Consider the following 16,605-nt stretch of genomic DNA (forward strand, 5'->3'; position numbering starts at 1 on the left):
GTCAATCCGGCTATTTGGCCCAGTCGGGCATTGGGGTTGTAGGGGTAAAGAGTTCATCGATGTAATACGCTCTTCGATCTCGTTTATCACATTCCTCGCCACCTACTGGGTAACGGCAGGGAGCATATACGCCCACATTATCTGGATTCATCAGGGTAACATACGCTCCATTTGGAAAGTGATCGGTTTTATGGAGCCGCTTAAGCAGACAGTGTCCCAGTTCATGAAAAATCAATCCTTCCCGCTCCTGCTGATTCGCCTGCTGCCAGCAAAATGAGTTGTTGTTCAGCGTAATGCGAGGGGGTTTGCCAGGGTCTAAATAACACTGGCCACAGATGTCTTCCTGCTGGCCACTCTGAAAAGTGATAATCAGGTTCTCGGTCGAAACCGGACTATTGCGTTTAAGGGCTTCTGCCCGAAAGGATTGCATAAAAGGCTCTACTTCGGCCGGAACGCTATACTGGCTGGGTTCGGGCTGGCTGGACGAATGGCACCCGAATAGGATGGCGAGCAGAACACTGTGAATGACGGGACGTATTCGAACCGGATGCTGACGTAAAGACATGACCGAAAGAGCAGTGTAGGAATCAAAAAGTCATGATATAGAACTGGCAAAGGAATGACTGCCCAAACTCATGCATCGGACGCTGATAGGTTGGCGTAAACCCATGTCGTTCGTAAAACGCCATCAGTCTGGGGCGGGCTGCGTCCGTTTCGAGTTGCAGGGTTTTTATACCTCGTCGCAAACATTCAGTTCGGCAAAAATCAAGGATGGCGGCAAACAGATTTTGCCCGGCAAAGGCCCGGCGAATGGCTAGCTTGTGGATAAAGCCGGAGGTATTGGCAGGCACGTCGGGCCAGTAGAGCGGGTCTTCCCATTGGAGAATAAACACGGCGGCAGGTTCTGAGCGCGTACCGCCAAGCTGGGCGTACATCACATACAGATTCCCTGTTGTATACGAATCCAGCAGATTTTCGGGGGTAAGGGTATCAATTTCCCAAAGGGTTTGATCACGATCTACCAGCCATTGCCCCACTTCACGCAGGATGTCGATGGCAAGTTCAGGCTGGTCGTTTCGAAACAGGAAAGTCATTGGTTGTGAACGGCGTCTGATTGATAAGCGGGAATATACGATTCAGTACCTAAAGGTGTTTAACATTTGCGCATATTCGTCAGTTAAGCAGCTATGAAAAAGCTAAACAAAACCATTCTGTCGCCATTGGGTAGTGGCCTGCTGGGTGCCGTTGCCCTCACCGTTCTTCATGAATCGGCCCGGCGATTGATTCCAGACGCTCCCCGTGCCGATATTCTGGGAATGCGGGCGATCAAAAAAGGTATGGATGCGGTTGGAGAGGAACCTCCTGGCGATGAGGAGCTGCACGACTGGGCGTTAGGGGGTGATCTTCTGTCGAATACACTTTATTACAGCCTGATCGGGTTAGCGAAGCCGAAAGATGCTTTGCTGACCGGAGCCGCCTTAGGGCTGGCAGCGGGAGTGGGCGCTGTTGGCCTACCCGGCCCGATGGGGTTAGGCACTACACCGACCCAGCGCACTCCGGTTACGGCAGCCATGACCATTGGGTGGTATCTGGTGGGGGGGCTAGTTACGGCTGGGGCTTATCAAGCCCTGCGTAAACTACGATTCTAGCCAGTAACTAGTAACGCGGGGTTCCTCTCGCGTTACTAGTTACTGCTCGGTTACGGTTATGCCTTCGTCGGATAAATACTGCCCGATATTGAACCGTTGCCCATCCAGTAGTTCCAGATCGCGATGCCAGTCCATCGTCAGCCAGGCATCGGCTGCCCGTTCGGCAATCATAACCTGCTGCGAGCCGGAAAAGACCCAGATAACTTTTTCGGAGCCAAAATCCAGTAGTTTCTTTGTTTTGCGGTTGATGTAGTTAAAGTCGGCTACTTTCGAAATGTCGGCTTTTACATCGATCTCAATGGCTACTTTGGCGGGCACACTTACGTATTGGGTGTTAATTTTATCAGGGGTTAAAACGGCTCGTTCGTAAATGGCTACGTCGTGCGAAAGGTTATTGCGGTGATCAAGATGGACTCCCGCTTCGTTGGATGCAAACCAGTATTTTTTCTCGTCCAACTGACGAAGCATAATACGCATAAAGTAGGAGACTAGTACCCACTGTAATGAACTCGAACCCATAATTTCTTCAGGTGATTTACGTCCGGCTAGTACATCTTCATACCCCCGGTAATACAGGGGTCGACCGTCCATCACCTCATAAACCAGCGATTCGAGCGCGACGGGCTGTTTTTTAGGAACTGCCGGGGTACGACGTCGCTTGCTGGTTGCCTTTTCCATCAACGGTTGCATAAGCGCTTTTTTTAGCAAGATATGTACAAAAAGATAGAACGCAGCTTGTTATGATGCTTATGATTTACACAGATCATAAGCATCATAACAAGCTGCGTTCCAGGTTAAAGGTTCATCCGCTTCAATTCCCGGACGGCATAATCGGCAGCGCGGGCGGTCAGGGCCATGTAGGTAAGGGATGGGTTCACGCAGGAAGACGATACCATAGCGGCTCCATCCGTAACGAATACGTTTTTTGCGCCCCAGACCTGATTCCAGCCGTTCAGAACCGAGGTTTTAGGGTCGCGGCCCATGCGTGCTGACCCCATCTCGTGAATGCCAATGCCCTGATTTTTGTCCTGATCGTTGCGGGTTTTGATGTTCTTCAGCCCGGCCGCTTCGAGCATTTCGGCGGCATCGTTCATCATCGCTTTGCGCATACCGACGGTGTTTTCGCCCCAGCCCGCATCGAACTCAACAATTGGTAAGCCCCATTTGTCCTGCTTACCGGACAGGCGCATCCGGTTGTTGGGGTCGGGCAGGGTTTCGCCGAAACCGCCAATATTGAATTCCCAGCGGCCGGGCCGGGTCAGGTTGTCTTTAAATGCGGGGCCAAAGCCTTCTTTCGAAGCGCCTGCCACCCAATCCTGACGAGCACCCCGGCCCTGATAGCCAAAGCCACGTACAAAATCTTTCCGTTTATCGTCGCCCCAGTTGGCAAAACGGGGGATGTAAATGCCATTGCCCCGACGCCCGTAATAGTACCACTCCTGCAACCCTTCGAACTCACCCGATGCACCCGCGCCCAGGTGGTGGTCCATCAGGTTACGGCCCAACTGGTCGGAATCATTGCCCAAACCATTCGGAAAACGTTTCGATGTCGATTGCATCATGATCCAGGCCGTATTGATCGTAGACGCATTCAGGAAGATGATTTTGGCGTAATATTCCTGTTGTTGTTTGGTGTTCTGATCGATGACACGCACACCTGTAGCCTTGCCTTTCTGATCGTCGAAAATGACCTGATACGCAATCTTATCCGTAATAATCGTCAGGTTGCCCGTTTTCATGGCAGCTGGTAATGTGGAAGATTGCGTACTAAAATAAGCCCCAAACGGACAACCTCGCACACACAGATTACGGAACTGGCACGATGCCCGGCCCAGGTCGGTATGTACTTTCTGCGCAACCGAAATAATAGCCGGACGGCCGATTACCAGATGCCGGCCTTTAAAATTCTTTTCGATGCCTTCTTTCGCTTTCAGTTCAATGCTGTTCATCTGCATCGGGGGCACAAAGTCACCGTCGGGCAAAACCGCTAGGCCATCTTTATTACCCGAAATACCGGCAAACCGCTCTACATACGAATACCAGGGAGCCAGATCTTTGTACCGGATGGGCCAGTCGACACCATGACCATCCTCCAGATTAGCCGTGAAGTCCCGTTCGTTGAGCCGATAGCTTTGGCGCCCCCACATCAGCGAACGACCGCCGAGGTGGTAACCCCGAATCCAGTCGTAAGGTCGTTTTTCAATGTAGGGTACATCCACATCTTTGGTAAACATATGCCGCTGATCTTCGCCGGGTTTACCCCCCGAACGAGCGTTGGCCCAGTATTCTTCGGCTGCCCACAATTCGATTTTTCCCCGGTGCGGAAACTCCCAGGGATCTTTCATGGCGGTCGGATAATCTGTAACGTGTTTCAGATCGGGGCCGCGCTCCAGCATGAGTACCTTCAGCCCTTTTTGGGTCAGTTCTTTAGCAGCCCAACCACCCGATATGCCCGAACCCACGACGATGGCGTCGTAAGTCATTCCTTTTTTAGCGTCAAGATTAAGGTTCATAGTTTTAAGGAGTTAGGCATTAGGAGCGGGGAGTGGGTATGCTGACGCAACACAAAATGATCCGTCAGCATACCCACTCCCCGCTCCTAACGCCTGAATGTTCTAGTTTACGTTGCCCACGCTTTCTGACCTTCCTGGAGTTTGACAACACCTTCGTAACGGCCTGGGATTTTTACATAGGATAAAGCTTGCGTACAGCCGATTTCGGAACTGAAATAGCCGAGAATGGTCAGTTCTTTGACCAGAGTGAAAAACGGCGTTAGGGGAGCATTTTTTGCCGCATCCTTCACCACCACACCCGTTTCGGCATCGACCAGTTTGGCCTGGGTTTGTTCGCTGCCCGCTGCCGCAACGGCACTTAGCGTAGTTTCGGGGTCTTTCGACAGTTTTTCCTGTTTTTTCGGGTTTTGCTTGGCTTCGAGTTTGGCCCGCTGTTCAAATTCTTTCAGGATGGCTGTTTTCTGCTCGATAGTCAGGTTGACGAACGCTTTGCTGTAGGCTTTCTGGCTTTCCGAGTCAACCGCATGTAACCCGTTCAGAAAATGTTCCTGCTGGGCTGGCTTGTAACAGTCTTTCAGGATGAGCTGGATGGTTCCGCCCACCCTGGCGGCTTTGGCCCCTGGAGTAGCGGTCGTGGGCATAATAACCTCCGTAATTTCATCAAGCAAGGCTGCCTGAGCTTCCTGTAACGAAAAGGCTGAGGACGAACGCCTGATTGACCGATGGGGCTGATAGCCTTCAAGAATCGACGCCATCGTTGGGGCCGAGAGGGCGCTTCCCATCGTAAGGGCTACCTGAAGGATTGCTTCTCTGCGTTTCATAATTTATCCACTTAATAACGTCCTGATTTTACTTCGTTTTTTGTAAAGTTAGCAGCTTCATGGTAAAGCAGAAACAGGTACATGAAGATACTCTATAGGAGAGAAGCGATGCCTAAAATCCTACTTATCAGGCCGTCGGTTAAAAAGGCCGGGGCTGGGCAGTACTCAGCAAACTTCGGTTTTACAATCGTCGGAGGCTATTGTTTCGGTTTCGAGGGTGGCATGCCGAATGTGCTGGTGTTCGAGCCGATGGCGGGCCTCGTGTTTAAGGTCAGCAATCTGGTCGTTGGTCAATCCGGGTTTCAGGACCAAGTGAGCGGTCAGGGCGTTTTCAGTCGTGCTCATGGCCCACACATGTACATGATGCACATCCTGTACACCTGCTACAGCCCGTAATTCAGCCAGCACATTCGCAAGGTCAACATCGACCGGAACACCATCCATCGACAGGCGCAGGCTATCGGTAAGCAATCGCCAGGTGGACCCCATAATCACAGCGGCTACCAGAATGCCAATTGCCGGATCGAGCCATAACCAGCCCGTATACGTGATCAGAATCCCTGCAACAACTACCCCCATCGATACCAGCGCATCGGTAGCCAGATGTAAGTAAGCACCTTTGGCATTCAAATCATGCTCTTTATTCCGAAAGAAAAGCAATGCCGAGCCCGCATTGACCAGAATACCAAACGCGGCTACCCAGGCCACGGCTCCACCCGCTACGGGCTCTGGGTGCCGAAATCGGTGAATACTTTCCCATAAAATAGCGCCTATGGTGATCAACAACACCACAGCGTTGGTCAGCGAAGCCAGTACGGTACTTTTTCGGTAACCATATGTGAATCCGGGTGTTTGCCGAACGCGAGCCAGTCGAAAGGCCAGTAGCGACAGCAGCAGACTGGCCACGTCGCTCAGGTTATGGCCAGCATCGGCAGTGAGCGCTAAGGAGTTATAATAAAAGCCAAGCCCAAATTCTACCACTACATACAGCGTATTCAGGACGGCTCCAATAAGCAATGCCCGGCTGATGGAGGTTAGTGTCGTAGGCCCGTGATGGTGCCCGGCATGGTCGTGGTGATCGTGGTTGTGTGCCATAGATTCGGTACCGTGAGCCTCGGGGTCGGCAAGTTTAGGCTATCCAATGGGCTTCATACCTTGCGGTCCAGAGTTTCACGTTACAATTTTACCTCATTGCGTTTAACCCCCAATGCCAGCGATCCAGTATAAAATTGATTTTATTGGGTGAGTTTGTAATTAACTGAATGACAGTGGGTTAAATTTTGTTGTTTCGGTAAAATAGAACCCATTTGCCCACAATATGTTCATTGTATTTTAAAAAATGCCCAATAAGCCAGCCAAATAGTCGATGGATTAGTTATTAATGCAACACGATGTAGATTGAACCTTCTGCGGGAGGTTGTACTTTTGTGATAATGGATTTCTGTGGACCATACGATAAGCAACTTGCCGACCAGCATCGGCCTGTGTTGCAAACCCCCTTACTCGCCGGATGGGAATTCTGGGACAGGTCTTCGGCATGGCAAGGGCATACAGGCTGGCAGACCATAGCTAAAGTGAATGACTGGGTGCTGACCAAATTTCTCCGGGAGGAGTTAAGCGCAGGTAGTCAGGCTGTTGTTATTACCGATGTAGACCAATTGATTCAGTATGTGAACGATTCGTTTGAGCAGATGACGGGCTATACTGCTGAAGAGGCTGTTGGGCGTAGGCCCAGCTTTTTACAAGGCCAGGCCACTTCCCTAACGACTCGCCAGCGTATGCGTGAAGCGATTAAACGCCAGAAGCCGATCAATGGGCGGTTGGTCAATTACCGGAAAGATCAGACCCCTTATCTGTGTCACGTAAAAATTCGCCCCATTATGAACCGCCAGAAACAGGTCGTCAATTTTATTGCTTTTGAACAGGAACTGCCCAACCGTGAACGCAAACGCAAAGCATGAGCATACAGCCTGTCCGCGCTGTGGGCAGCTATTCGAATGCCGTGTCGGGAGCATCAATCTATGCCAGTGCCAGGCGATTCCACTGACCGAAGAACAGCGGCACTACGTTGACTCGCTGTATCAGGGCTGTTTATGCGCTGCCTGCCTTTTCGTTCTTCGGTCCGATTACGAGACGGTCAAACGGGTAGCCGAACAATAAACTCCGTACCTAGTCCTTCCTGACTCTCTACGGTCATCGTTCCCCCGTGTCCTTTGGTGATGATGTCGTAACTCAGACTGAGCCCCAGTCCCGTACCCTCGCCCGTGGGCTTGGTGGTGAAAAAGGGCTGGAAGATCTTCGCCCGGATGGCTTGGGGAATGCCTGTACCATTATCCTTGATGCGCAACTCCGCATGGGCCGTCTGTTGGGTTATACGTATCCAGACTTGGGGTAGGTAGTTTTCTGGCTGCTGGCTACTTCGTTCCCGAAGCGAGTAGAAGGCATTAGTCAACACATTAATCACCACCCGGCCAATGTCCTGAGTAACCACCTCAACCGATACGGTGTCGGCTTGGAACTGGGTCTGCAAGTCACAATGGAAATCCCGATGTTTTGAACGGTAGCCCTGATAGGCGATTTTGAAGCACTCTTGGATGAGTCGGACCAGGTCGGTCGGCTCTTTTTTGCCTTCCCCACCTTTTGAGTGTTCGAGCATACCTTTGACGATGGCGCTGGCCCGACCGCCGTGGTGGGTGATCTTTTGCAGATTTTGGGCCAGATCATTGGCAATAAACCCGGCTTCTTCCAGGTCGCCTTTTGCCAGAGCCTCTTTCTGTTCTTCGATCAGTTCGGCTGACACTTCGGAGAAGTTGTTGACGAAGTTCAAGGGGTTCTGAATCTCGTGGGCAATACCAGCGGTTAGCTCCCCCAGGCTAGCGAGTTTCTCTTTCTGGATGAGTTGGGCCTGGGAAGCCCGTAGTTCGGCGGTGCGTTGTTCGACTTTTTCCTCCAGTACCCGGTTCTGGGTTTCAATGAGTTGCTGATTCTCTTGGGTTAAGCGGAGTTGTTCCTGAATGGCTTCGTCTTGATGCTTTTTGAGCAGGTTGACTTTGTAGCTAAGACCCAGGGTAAAGAAAAGCATTTCAACGGCAGACCCTATGATAGCACTGAAAGTCCGCCAAAAGCCCAAAGGGAAAATTTCTATTATAAGGGCATAAACGCTTACGAATAGAGCAAGTTGGCCCAAAAGTAAAAACCAGCCAGCCTTGTTTCCGCGTCGTAAAACCACTGTAGCAGTAACTAAGACATAAATAAATGAAGAAGTGTAATTGATGGTAAAAAAGTAATATGGAGGAAGATCAACTATACCTAGAGCTACCAGGGTGAGGACAACTAAGCTAACACAGATTACTCCGACCATAACCTGTCCGGTGCGGTAAAGCCAGGGAGCGTATTGCCTAACTGACAAAAATGACATCGTAAAGAGAATAATGAGGAGTATACTAACATTTGTCGTTACCCATCCAAACCGCAGCATTACAGTCTGCCAGGTCCCTAGCCATTCAATGGTTAGCCCTGCCGTCAGGGCTATATTAATGCCATGACTCAACACCCAAATACCATAGATGAGGTTATCACGATCTCTTAACTGGACGAATAGCAGAAGACTGTATAAGGCCATCAGCAAGGCAAAGCCATAATAAATTCCGTAGGTCCAGTCTTCTTTATGCAGTTGCTGAGCCAACGGAAGCGCACCACAAATTTGGAAGTCAGGTATCGAGAACTCCTGGTTGATGTAGATGTAAAGCTGATGGGTTTGCCCTCCACGGACCTGTAAGGGGAAAATGTTTCGGCTATGCCGGAAGGCCAATTCCGCAGGTGCAGCTCCCCGTTTTTGGTGGCTTTGCTGAAGGAGGGTTCTACCAGTCGCTTCGCAAACCAGTATATCGTTCCCGAGGGAATGCACACGCAGGAAGAAATCGTTTGGGGTATCGTTGGTCAGATTGATACGCAACCAGTAGGACCTCTCAGGGTTTATACGGCTAGCTACGGGAGCGAAGTGATATCCATCGGGATGTTGCAGCAGCGAGTCGATGGTAAGCTTCTGCCCTGGTCTAACCTCCAGTGTTGTCAGGTGGTTGTCGAGGTTGTAATAAGACTGGTTGGGGTCGCTCAGTACTACCGTTTGGGCGTGGGTCAAATGACTGATAAACAGCAGTAGTACAAGTAAAAATCGTTTCATGAATGATGGTAGGGTTGTATCAATAAAGACTAAGACGGCAACGTAATGACAAACTGCGCTCCCAGTCCCTCCTGGCTCTCTATGGTCATGGTTCCGCCGTGTCCTTTGGTGATGATATCGTAACTCAGGCTGAGCCCTAACCCGGTACCTTCGCCGGTGGGCTTAGTGGTGAAAAAGGGCTGGAAGATCTTCTCCTGGATGGCCTCAGAAATACCCGTGCCGTTGTCTTTCACACAGAGTACAATCCTGTCCGACTCTTTTCTGCTACTGACCCAAACGGTGGGTTGGTAGCCCGCTTCGGCCTGTCTGGCTTGTTGCCCAATGGCGTAGAAAGCGTTGTTATAGAGGTTGAGCAAGACCCGGCCGATGTCCTGAGCTACCACCGAAGCGGTAGGCAGATTGCTGGCAAATTCAGTAATCAGTCGGCAATTGAAGGCCTTGTTTTTCGCCCGTTGGCCCTGGTAAGCCAATCGCAGGTACTCGTCGGCCAGGGCATTGAGGTTGGTAGGCTGTTTCTCACCGGTGCTGGCCCGGGAGTGTTCGAGCATGCCTTTGACAATAGCCGAAGCCCGACCGCCGTGGTGAGTGATCTTTTCTAAGTTCTGGCCTAAATCACTCAATAATTCGGTTTCCAACTCTTCGTCGCGCTGGTCTGGTGCCTTTTGTCTCTCTTCTTGAATCTCTTTTACCAATTCAGCGCTCACTTCAGAGAAGTTGTTGACGAAGTTCAAAGGATTCTGAATCTCATGGGCAATACCAGCGGTTAGTTCGCCCAGGCTGGCGAGTTTTTCTTTTTGGATGAGTTGGGCTTGGGAGGCACGGAGTTCAGCGGTGCGTTGCTCAACTTTCTCTTCCAGCACTCGATTCTGGGTTTCGATGAGATGCTGGTTCTCTTTGGTCAGGCGAAGTTGTTCCTGAATGGCTTCATCCTGATGCTTTTTGAGCAGGTTGACTTTGTAAGTAAGGCCCAGTGTAAAGAATAGTATCTCACCAAATAGACCAAAATAGTTGGTGTTATACGTCCAGAAAGTTGCTGGATAAGTTTCTGAGTAACTTGGTGTACCAATGAAAAGGGCAAAAGTGAAAAATATCGAATTTCCCAGGACAAAGTACAACGCTGGTTTGAAACCCTTACGGTAGCTGATAATACCGACAATTAGGCAGTAGGGTGCATCGATCAGATTAACTAATAAAAAAAAGACACCAGGCGCATTATTAGTTAGGAAAAGCAGAATTGCCAACAGGTCAAACGCTATAACCAGCAAACTAAATCGATACAAGCCCGTAGAGCGCTGATGTAGCGACAAAAAAGATATGGTAAACAACTGATGTACAATGACACAGCAATAAAGTGCAATACCAGGGGAATGGACAAATAAATTATGAAGCCATGGTGAATAACTAGCTAGGTGATTGTAGAATGACGAATTAATCCAGCCTACCATTATCACCCAAATTACATAGAGCAGATTATCCCTGTCGCCCAGCCGTAAGGACAAAAGCAAGCTATAGATGATAACCATTAAAATAAATCCGCCGAAAAGCCCCACTTTCAGATCCTGGCCCTGAAACGTTTTATCTAAAGCCAAACCAGACTGTACTGTAGCATGAAGGGAGGGAGAGACTAACCCTTCTACATAAAAGTAAATCGTGTGAGTTAGGCCCTTGGGAATTTGGATGGGGCATATGCGTCGGATGTTGTAATAATTATCCGAATTCTGGGCTATGACACCCGTAAAGATTTGACTGCCAACTACCCGTTGATCGGCGACTTGATAGACCACTACTCGACGATTACTGAAATAAAGGAAGTGTAGAAATAGGTCCGTATTGATTTGATTGGTGAGTGTTACTCGAAACCAGTACGCTTTTTCCAGATTTGGTGTAATCGGCTTTTGTGTCACTGGTACAAACGAATATTTATTTGGATTCAGCAGCAGCGAGTCGATGGTAGCTTGCTCCGGATTCAACTCTAATGCCTCCATGGATTCGTGGAGGTAGTATGTTTTCTCGGGCTCATTCAACACAATCAGCTGGGCGTGGGTCAAATAGCTGATAAACAGCAGTAGTACAAGTAAAAGTCGTTTCATGAATGATGGTAGGGTTGTATCAATAAAGACTAAGACGGCAACGTAATGACAAACTGCGCTCCCAGTCCCTCCTGGCTCTCTACGGTCATGGTTCCGCCGTGTCCTTTGGTGATGATGTCATAACTCAGGCTGAGCCCTAACCCGGTACCCTCGCCGGTAGGCTTGGTCGTAAAGAAGGGTTGGAAAATCTTGTCCTGAATGGCTTTGGGAATGCCCGTTCCGTTGTCTTTCACCCCGATCAGTACTCGCCCCGGTTCCTGTCGACTACTCACCCAAACGGTGGGTTGGTAGCCCGCTTCGGCCTGTCTGGCTTGTTGCCCAATGGCGTAGAAAGCGTTGTTGTAAAGGTTGAGCAGTACCCGGCCTATGTCCTGAGCCACCACATTCACTGAGGATAAACGGCTGTCAAAATCAGTGATGAGCTGGCCGTTGAAGGCTTTATCTTTCGCCCGTTGGCCCTGGTAAGCCAATCGCAGGTATTCATCGGCTAAGGCGTTGAGGTTAGTGAGCGCTTTTTCGCCGGTGCTGGCCCGGGAGTGCTCCAGCATGCCTTTGACTATAGCCGAAGCCCGATAGCCGTGGTTTGTGATCTTTTGCAGGTTTTGGCGAAGGTCGTCGGCAATGGCACCAGCCTCTTCTAATTCTCCTTTATTAATCTCTTCTTTGAGTTCATCAACTAACTCACTCGATACCTCCGAGAAGTTGTTGACGAAGTTCAAGGGGTTCTGAATCTCGTGGGCAATACCAGCCGTGAGTTCACCCAGGCTGGCGAGTTTCTCTTTCTGAATGAGTTGGGCTTGGGAGGCACGTAACTCAGCCGTGCGTTGTTCGACTTTTTCTTCCAGTACCCGGTTCTGGGTTTCAACAAGCTGTTGGTTCTCCAGAGTTAGGCGGAGTTGCTCCTGAGTAGCTTGGTCTTGCTTTTTTTTCAGCAGGTTCACTTTATAGGTAAGCCCCAGCGTAAACAGCAGAATCTCACCAAAAGCGCCAAAGTAATTACTGTTGTATGTCCAGAACGTTATGGGATAGAGCCCATACAAGGTAGTCATGTAAACGTACTGACCGATATAATAGACGATGTTGCCAATTAAAAAATAAAGGGCGGGTTTAAACCCACGGTAATACATGATTCCTCCGGCCAGTATGCTATAAAGTGAATCAATCACTATCGCTAAAAATACCAGCTTGATAAATGCCTGATTGATTAACAGGAGAACAATAGCGAGTATATAGAAGCCTATCACGAACCAACTGACCCGGTATAAACGACGGGCCTGCTGACGAATCTGTAAAAAAGATAGGGCGAACAGCACATGGATCAGATCAACACAGAACAGGAATAGTGCAGCATTATAAGCGAAAATATTGTGTAGCGCGGAGGATATACCGGGTAGTTGGTTGTTGGTGCCAAGAATAATCAGCGCAACCAGCAGTAACCATACCGCATAAATCAGATTGATCCAGTCGCCCAGCCGGGCAAACAGCATGAGGCTATAGATGAAAATGATCAGGATGAAACCCATAAATAAGCCCGTAATCAGCGTTTCGCTGTAGAGCATTTTCTGTAATGCCCATACAGACTGGGCCGTGATGTGTAGAGTGGGCAAAGCCATACGGGCTACATGCAGGTAGATCGTATGGCTTTGCCCGTTAGGGATGTGTAGGGGATAAATAAGGTTTTTGTGCTGGAAGTTTTCCTTGGGGTTTATTGAGGCACTGCTTCCATGAAACACTTCCTGATGCAGTAATTGCTGATTGGCTGCTTCATAAACAACGATCTGTCTTTCGTTAAGCATCAGAAATTGCAGCATTAGAGCGGCATTGGTTTGGTTGGTAAGCTCAACCCGGAACCAGACATCTTTCGTCCCACCTTCACTGACATTATGCTGATTAACCTGAATAGGTTTTTGTTTCACCGATACAAACCGGAAATGTGCGGGATGTTGCAACAACGAATCGATGGTAACTTCTCCCGGCTCGGTTTGCAGAGCGGTAACGTGATCAAAAAGGTAATACGTCTGATTCGGGTTTTTCAGGACAAGGGACTGGGCTTGAGTAGCCACAGAAATCCCGTACAAGAGGAGGGCTTGCAGCAGTAGTTTCATGAGACGGTGGGGGCTGGAGTTACCTGATCACGCGTTAAATTGTTATTAGATTAATCACGCGGTAAAGTATACGTGGCTAAGATAAGTAATTGCGTTTGTTTCTTTTATTTTTTAGACTTATAAGTAGATTCTTAATTGCTTTTAAACGAATAAGTTGCTTCTTAGCTTGCTTTGTGGTTACATCAGTAAATGTAGCGATGGGCGGTAAGCCATACCTAAAGAAAAGTATAAAAGAGTCGCTACTTTGAAGGCATAGAGGTGCAGAAAGTTGGTTATAACCAGTAGGAATCCGTGATTTTCATCAACTAATAGCGGTAAACGCCAAATGGGCTTTATCTTTGCTGCGACATGAAAAATGCGGTTCTGTACATCCTCGTTTTTGCAACGCTGCTGCCAACGGTCAGTCAGTGGGGGACCGTCGCGTATTATCATGCCAACAAGGACTACATTGCCCGCGTGCTCTGCGAAAACCGCGATAAGCCCGAATTGCACTGTGATGGACACTGTTATCTGGCAAAACGGTTGAAAGCCCAGCAGGACAAACAGGATAAAGAAACCACCGAACGGGTCCAGAATACGCCTGTCGTGCAGTTGTTTTGCGATAGCAATCAGGCTTTCCTGTTTCATCCGGTCATTACGGAACTTCTTTCATCAGCCTGTTCAGGCTACGTGGTTCCTGCCTATGTAGCTCCGGTTACCTCATTTTTTCATCCGCCCTGCGCCTAGCGAAGTTTACAGGGCCTTGTCGCCCCGACAGGCTGTCTGACTGACCCGACAACCGGGTTCAGTGCCGTTTGCCATTCCCTGCGTCTGGCAACTCATTTATTTTCAGACTTAAACTAAGCTTTCGTGAATACATATAGACTTCTCGTAGCCTGTGGGCTATGGGTGATTACTACGTTTTGTGCATGGGCGCAGAACGCCAACCAGGGGCTTGTTTTCGATGCCCAAACCAAAGAACCTATTCCCGGTGTAACCATACACTGGCAGGAGGGTAAGTCGGGTCGCGTTACCGATGCAAACGGCCATTTCTCACTGGGCCAGCTTCCGTCAAAAGTGAGCGTATCGGCGGTTGGGTATCGTCGTCAGGAAGTGACCATTACGCCCGATCAACCGATTCGGATTGCGCTGGAACCGGTCGTAGAAGATTTACAGACCGTTGTGGTGACGGGCAATCGGGAGGCAGCCCTGCGTACCGAAACACCTATCGCGATCTCGAAACTCTCCCCCAAACTGATTGACGATACCAAGCCGACCAGCATCTACGAGGTTATCAACAAAACCCCCGGTGTATTGATGGTGAACCTCAACAACGAGCAGCATATGATGGCCATTCGGCAGCCGATGACCACCAATGCGTATTTCCTGTACATGGAAGATGGGGTTCCGATTCGGCCGATGGGTGTGTTTAACCACAATGCCCTGCTGGAACTGAATCAGTTTACGGTTAGCTCCATTGAAGTAGTAAAAGGGCCTGTTTCGTCGATCTATGGGCCCGAAGCCGTAGGAGGAGCGGTCAATTTCATTACCCAGCGCCCCACGGCTGTGCCAACGGCCAAAGTGGGGATTCAATTCGATCAGTGGGGATACAAACGGCTCCAGTTTGGCGCGGGTGCCCGGCAGGGTAAGTTTGGCATCTATGTAGGTGGCCTCGTGGCTCGTCAGCGCAATTCGTGGCTCGCCAGTTCCGACTACGATAAGTCGTCGTATTTTGCCCGGCTCGAATATGCTTTTACACCCCGCACTCGTCTGACGGGTACGGTGTCGTACAACGACTATTCGTCGCAAACCAGTGGGAGTGTGGATAGTACGGCCTTTTTTGCCCGGCAATACGTCAGTACAACGGATTTTACGTACCGAAAAACGTTCTCCCTTCGGAGCCGCCTAACGCTGGAACACGATTGGAAAAATGGCTCACAGTCGTTTCTGACGGCCTTTGTCCGGAACAATAGCGTAGGGCAGAACCCGGCCTACTCAATTCGCTGGACAACAGGTGCCGCAACGGCGACGGGACAGGTGAACAGCAACGATTTCAGCAGTTCGGGATTCATCGCCCAGCATACGCAGCGACTGAATTTTCTGAATAGTAAGCTGATTGTCGGAACTACACTCGATCTGTCGCCCAATACGTATTACGCCTACCAGACCGATCTGACGACCGAGTTACGGGCCGATAAAAAATCAGTTCTGAAATATACACAGGTAGCCGAGCGGCCAGATATTCAGTTGGCAAACTATAAGGCCGATATTCATAATCTGGCGGCTTATGTGCAATACGATCTGGAGCCTCTGCCCAAACTTCGGCTATCGGCCGGCCTGCGCTACGACCGTATGGCGTTCGATTATACCAATTCGCTGGATAAAACATCAGGTAGTAAGGAGTACAGCCAGGTAACCCCCAAAATCGGCGCAACTTATGATCTGGGTAACGGCAAGGGCTTATATGCCAATTATGCCAAAGGGTTTTCGCCCCCGGCCCTTACGTCGATTTTCCTGAAACGAACCACGCCAACGGCCAGTGGGGACTTATTCTACTACAACCTGCAACCCGCTAAGTTCGACAATATGGAAATCGGCGGCTGGGCGTCGCTGCTGAATAATAAAGTGTATGTCGATGTGGCGCTCTATCAGATGAAGGGCACCAACGAGTTACTCAGCATCCGCCAGCCCGACAACTCGACGGACTACCAGAGCGCGGGTCGAACGCTGCACCGGGGTATTGAGTTAGGGCTTACCTATCGGCCCTCCAAACAGCTATTTGTGCGATTCGGCGGAACGCATGCCCTGCATCGGTTTGACGAGTTTACCTTGAGCCAGCGGGTGTCGGATGTGATTCAGAATGTGAATGGTAAGGATATGCCTTCGGCTCCGCGCACACTCTGGAACACCGAAGTGACGTACTATCCGGCCTGGGCTAAAAACCTGCGGGCTTCGCTGGAGTGGCAACATGTGTCGGGCTGGTATCAGAACCAGATCAACACCGTTCGTTACAATGGGTATGACTTTGCCAATGCCCGCCTGGGGTATCAGTGGAAAGGCATTGAGGTGTATACCAACGTCCTGAACGTGACGAATGTACTATATGCCACCAACGCCACGCGCGGTAACAACTCGACCGACCGAACTACCTATACGCCAGCGGCTCCACGCACGTTTGTGATCGGGGTTCAGTATAGTTTTTCGGGAAAGTAGGATGACTGACGGAGATACACATTGGTGGTCTGATCAATCCTCTGTGTGTCTC

General features: G+C 49.9%; 14 protein-coding genes. 5 read left to right on the forward strand and 9 right to left on the reverse strand.

Annotated features, from left to right (window positions below; translation table 11 throughout):
- Window positions 1-10 precede the first annotated feature (10 nt).
- Complete coding sequence (locus tag B153_RS0101145) at window positions 11-565, reverse strand: hypothetical protein (protein ID WP_020594813.1); 555 nt, start codon at window positions 563-565, stop codon at window positions 11-13.
- Window positions 566-587: 22 nt separating this feature from the next.
- A complete protein-coding gene (locus tag B153_RS0101150) occupies window positions 588-1,094 on the reverse strand; it encodes a GNAT family N-acetyltransferase (protein ID WP_020594814.1) in 507 nt (168 codons plus the stop codon).
- A 93-nt stretch (window positions 1,095-1,187) separates the two neighbouring features.
- On the opposite strand from B153_RS0101150, the gene B153_RS0101155 reads away from it, so the two are divergent.
- Complete coding sequence (locus B153_RS0101155; protein WP_020594815.1) at window positions 1,188-1,649, forward strand: hypothetical protein; 462 nt, start codon at window positions 1,188-1,190, stop codon at window positions 1,647-1,649.
- Between the two features lie 39 nt (window positions 1,650-1,688).
- On the opposite strand, the gene B153_RS0101160 is transcribed toward B153_RS0101155, so the two are convergent.
- From B153_RS0101160 to B153_RS0101175, 4 genes are all read right to left on the reverse strand, one after another.
- On the reverse strand, window positions 1,689-2,339 hold the full coding sequence (locus tag B153_RS0101160) for a hypothetical protein (protein WP_020594816.1): 651 nt from the start codon (window positions 2,337-2,339) through the stop codon (window positions 1,689-1,691).
- A 104-nt stretch (window positions 2,340-2,443) separates the two neighbouring features.
- Entirely contained in the window at window positions 2,444-4,162 is a 1,719-nt protein-coding gene (locus B153_RS0101165; protein WP_020594817.1) for a GMC oxidoreductase, read from the reverse strand.
- A 107-nt stretch (window positions 4,163-4,269) separates the two neighbouring features.
- A complete protein-coding gene (locus B153_RS0101170; RefSeq protein WP_020594818.1) occupies window positions 4,270-4,983 on the reverse strand; it encodes a gluconate 2-dehydrogenase subunit 3 family protein in 714 nt (237 codons plus the stop codon).
- Between the two features lie 165 nt (window positions 4,984-5,148).
- Window positions 5,149-6,078, reverse strand: coding sequence for a cation diffusion facilitator family transporter (locus B153_RS0101175; RefSeq protein ID WP_020594819.1), 930 nt, complete (start codon window positions 6,076-6,078; stop codon window positions 5,149-5,151).
- A gap of 338 nt (window positions 6,079-6,416) precedes the next feature.
- On the opposite strand from B153_RS0101175, the gene B153_RS0101180 reads away from it, so the two are divergent.
- The gene (locus B153_RS0101180) at window positions 6,417-6,944 is read left to right on the forward strand and encodes a PAS domain-containing protein (protein ID WP_020594820.1); all 528 of its coding nucleotides are present in this window, start codon (window positions 6,417-6,419) and stop codon (window positions 6,942-6,944) included.
- Window positions 6,922-7,143 (forward strand): cysteine-rich CWC family protein, encoded by a 222-nt coding sequence (locus tag B153_RS37140; protein ID WP_083928154.1) that lies wholly within the window; start codon window positions 6,922-6,924, stop codon window positions 7,141-7,143. Before B153_RS0101180 ends, B153_RS37140 begins: the two co-directional genes overlap by 23 nt.
- Here the strand turns inward: B153_RS37140 and B153_RS37145 are convergent.
- The 3 genes from B153_RS37145 to B153_RS36440 are packed head-to-tail and all read right to left on the reverse strand — an operon-like array spanning window position 7,121 to window position 13,361.
- Window positions 7,121-9,166, reverse strand: a complete 2,046-nt coding sequence (locus B153_RS37145; RefSeq protein ID WP_020594821.1) for a sensor histidine kinase — start codon at window positions 9,164-9,166, stop codon at window positions 7,121-7,123. The two genes, B153_RS37140 and B153_RS37145, sit on opposite strands and share 23 nt — an antisense overlap.
- A 29-nt stretch (window positions 9,167-9,195) precedes the next feature.
- Window positions 9,196-11,256 (reverse strand): 7TM diverse intracellular signaling domain-containing protein, encoded by a 2,061-nt coding sequence (locus B153_RS36435; RefSeq protein WP_020594822.1) that lies wholly within the window; start codon window positions 11,254-11,256, stop codon window positions 9,196-9,198.
- A gap of 29 nt (window positions 11,257-11,285) precedes the next feature.
- On the reverse strand, window positions 11,286-13,361 hold the full coding sequence (locus B153_RS36440) for a sensor histidine kinase (protein ID WP_020594823.1): 2,076 nt from the start codon (window positions 13,359-13,361) through the stop codon (window positions 11,286-11,288).
- Between the two features lie 348 nt (window positions 13,362-13,709).
- On the opposite strand from B153_RS36440, the gene B153_RS0101200 reads away from it, so the two are divergent.
- Window positions 13,710-14,087, forward strand: coding sequence for a hypothetical protein (locus B153_RS0101200; protein ID WP_020594824.1), 378 nt, complete (start codon window positions 13,710-13,712; stop codon window positions 14,085-14,087).
- Window positions 14,088-14,210: 123 nt separating this feature from the next.
- On the forward strand, window positions 14,211-16,553 hold the full coding sequence (locus B153_RS0101205) for a TonB-dependent receptor (protein ID WP_026261829.1): 2,343 nt from the start codon (window positions 14,211-14,213) through the stop codon (window positions 16,551-16,553).
- Window positions 16,554-16,605 lie beyond the last annotated feature (52 nt).

This window comes from Spirosoma panaciterrae DSM 21099 (assembly GCF_000374025.1).
In the GTDB taxonomy this organism is placed as follows: domain Bacteria; phylum Bacteroidota; class Bacteroidia; order Cytophagales; family Spirosomataceae; genus Spirosoma; species Spirosoma panaciterrae.

Bases quoted from the DNA above. Each gene is read 5' to 3' on its own strand.
- B153_RS0101145 (WP_020594813.1), bottom strand. From the start codon at position 565: ATGTCTTTACGTCAGCATCCGGTTCGAATACGTCCCGTCATTCACAGT.
- B153_RS0101170 (WP_020594818.1), bottom strand. From the start codon at position 4,983: ATGAAACGCAGAGAAGCAATCCTTCAGGTAGCCCTTACGATGGGAAGC.
- B153_RS0101175 (WP_020594819.1), bottom strand. From the start codon at position 6,078: ATGGCACACAACCACGATCACCACGACCATGCCGGGCACCATCACGGG.
- B153_RS0101165 (WP_020594817.1), bottom strand. From the start codon at position 4,162: ATGAACCTTAATCTTGACGCTAAAAAAGGAATGACTTACGACGCCATC.
- B153_RS0101200 (WP_020594824.1), top strand. From the start codon at position 13,710: ATGAAAAATGCGGTTCTGTACATCCTCGTTTTTGCAACGCTGCTGCCA.
- B153_RS36440 (WP_020594823.1), bottom strand. From the start codon at position 13,361: ATGAAACTACTGCTGCAAGCCCTCCTCTTGTACGGGATTTCTGTGGCT.
- B153_RS37145 (WP_020594821.1), bottom strand. From the start codon at position 9,166: ATGAAACGATTTTTACTTGTACTACTGCTGTTTATCAGTCATTTGACC.
- B153_RS0101150 (WP_020594814.1), bottom strand. From the start codon at position 1,094: ATGACTTTCCTGTTTCGAAACGACCAGCCTGAACTTGCCATCGACATC.
- B153_RS36435 (WP_020594822.1), bottom strand. From the start codon at position 11,256: ATGAAACGACTTTTACTTGTACTACTGCTGTTTATCAGCTATTTGACC.
- B153_RS0101180 (WP_020594820.1), top strand. From the start codon at position 6,417: ATGGATTTCTGTGGACCATACGATAAGCAACTTGCCGACCAGCATCGG.
- B153_RS0101160 (WP_020594816.1), bottom strand. From the start codon at position 2,339: ATGCAACCGTTGATGGAAAAGGCAACCAGCAAGCGACGTCGTACCCCG.
- B153_RS0101155 (WP_020594815.1), top strand. From the start codon at position 1,188: ATGAAAAAGCTAAACAAAACCATTCTGTCGCCATTGGGTAGTGGCCTG.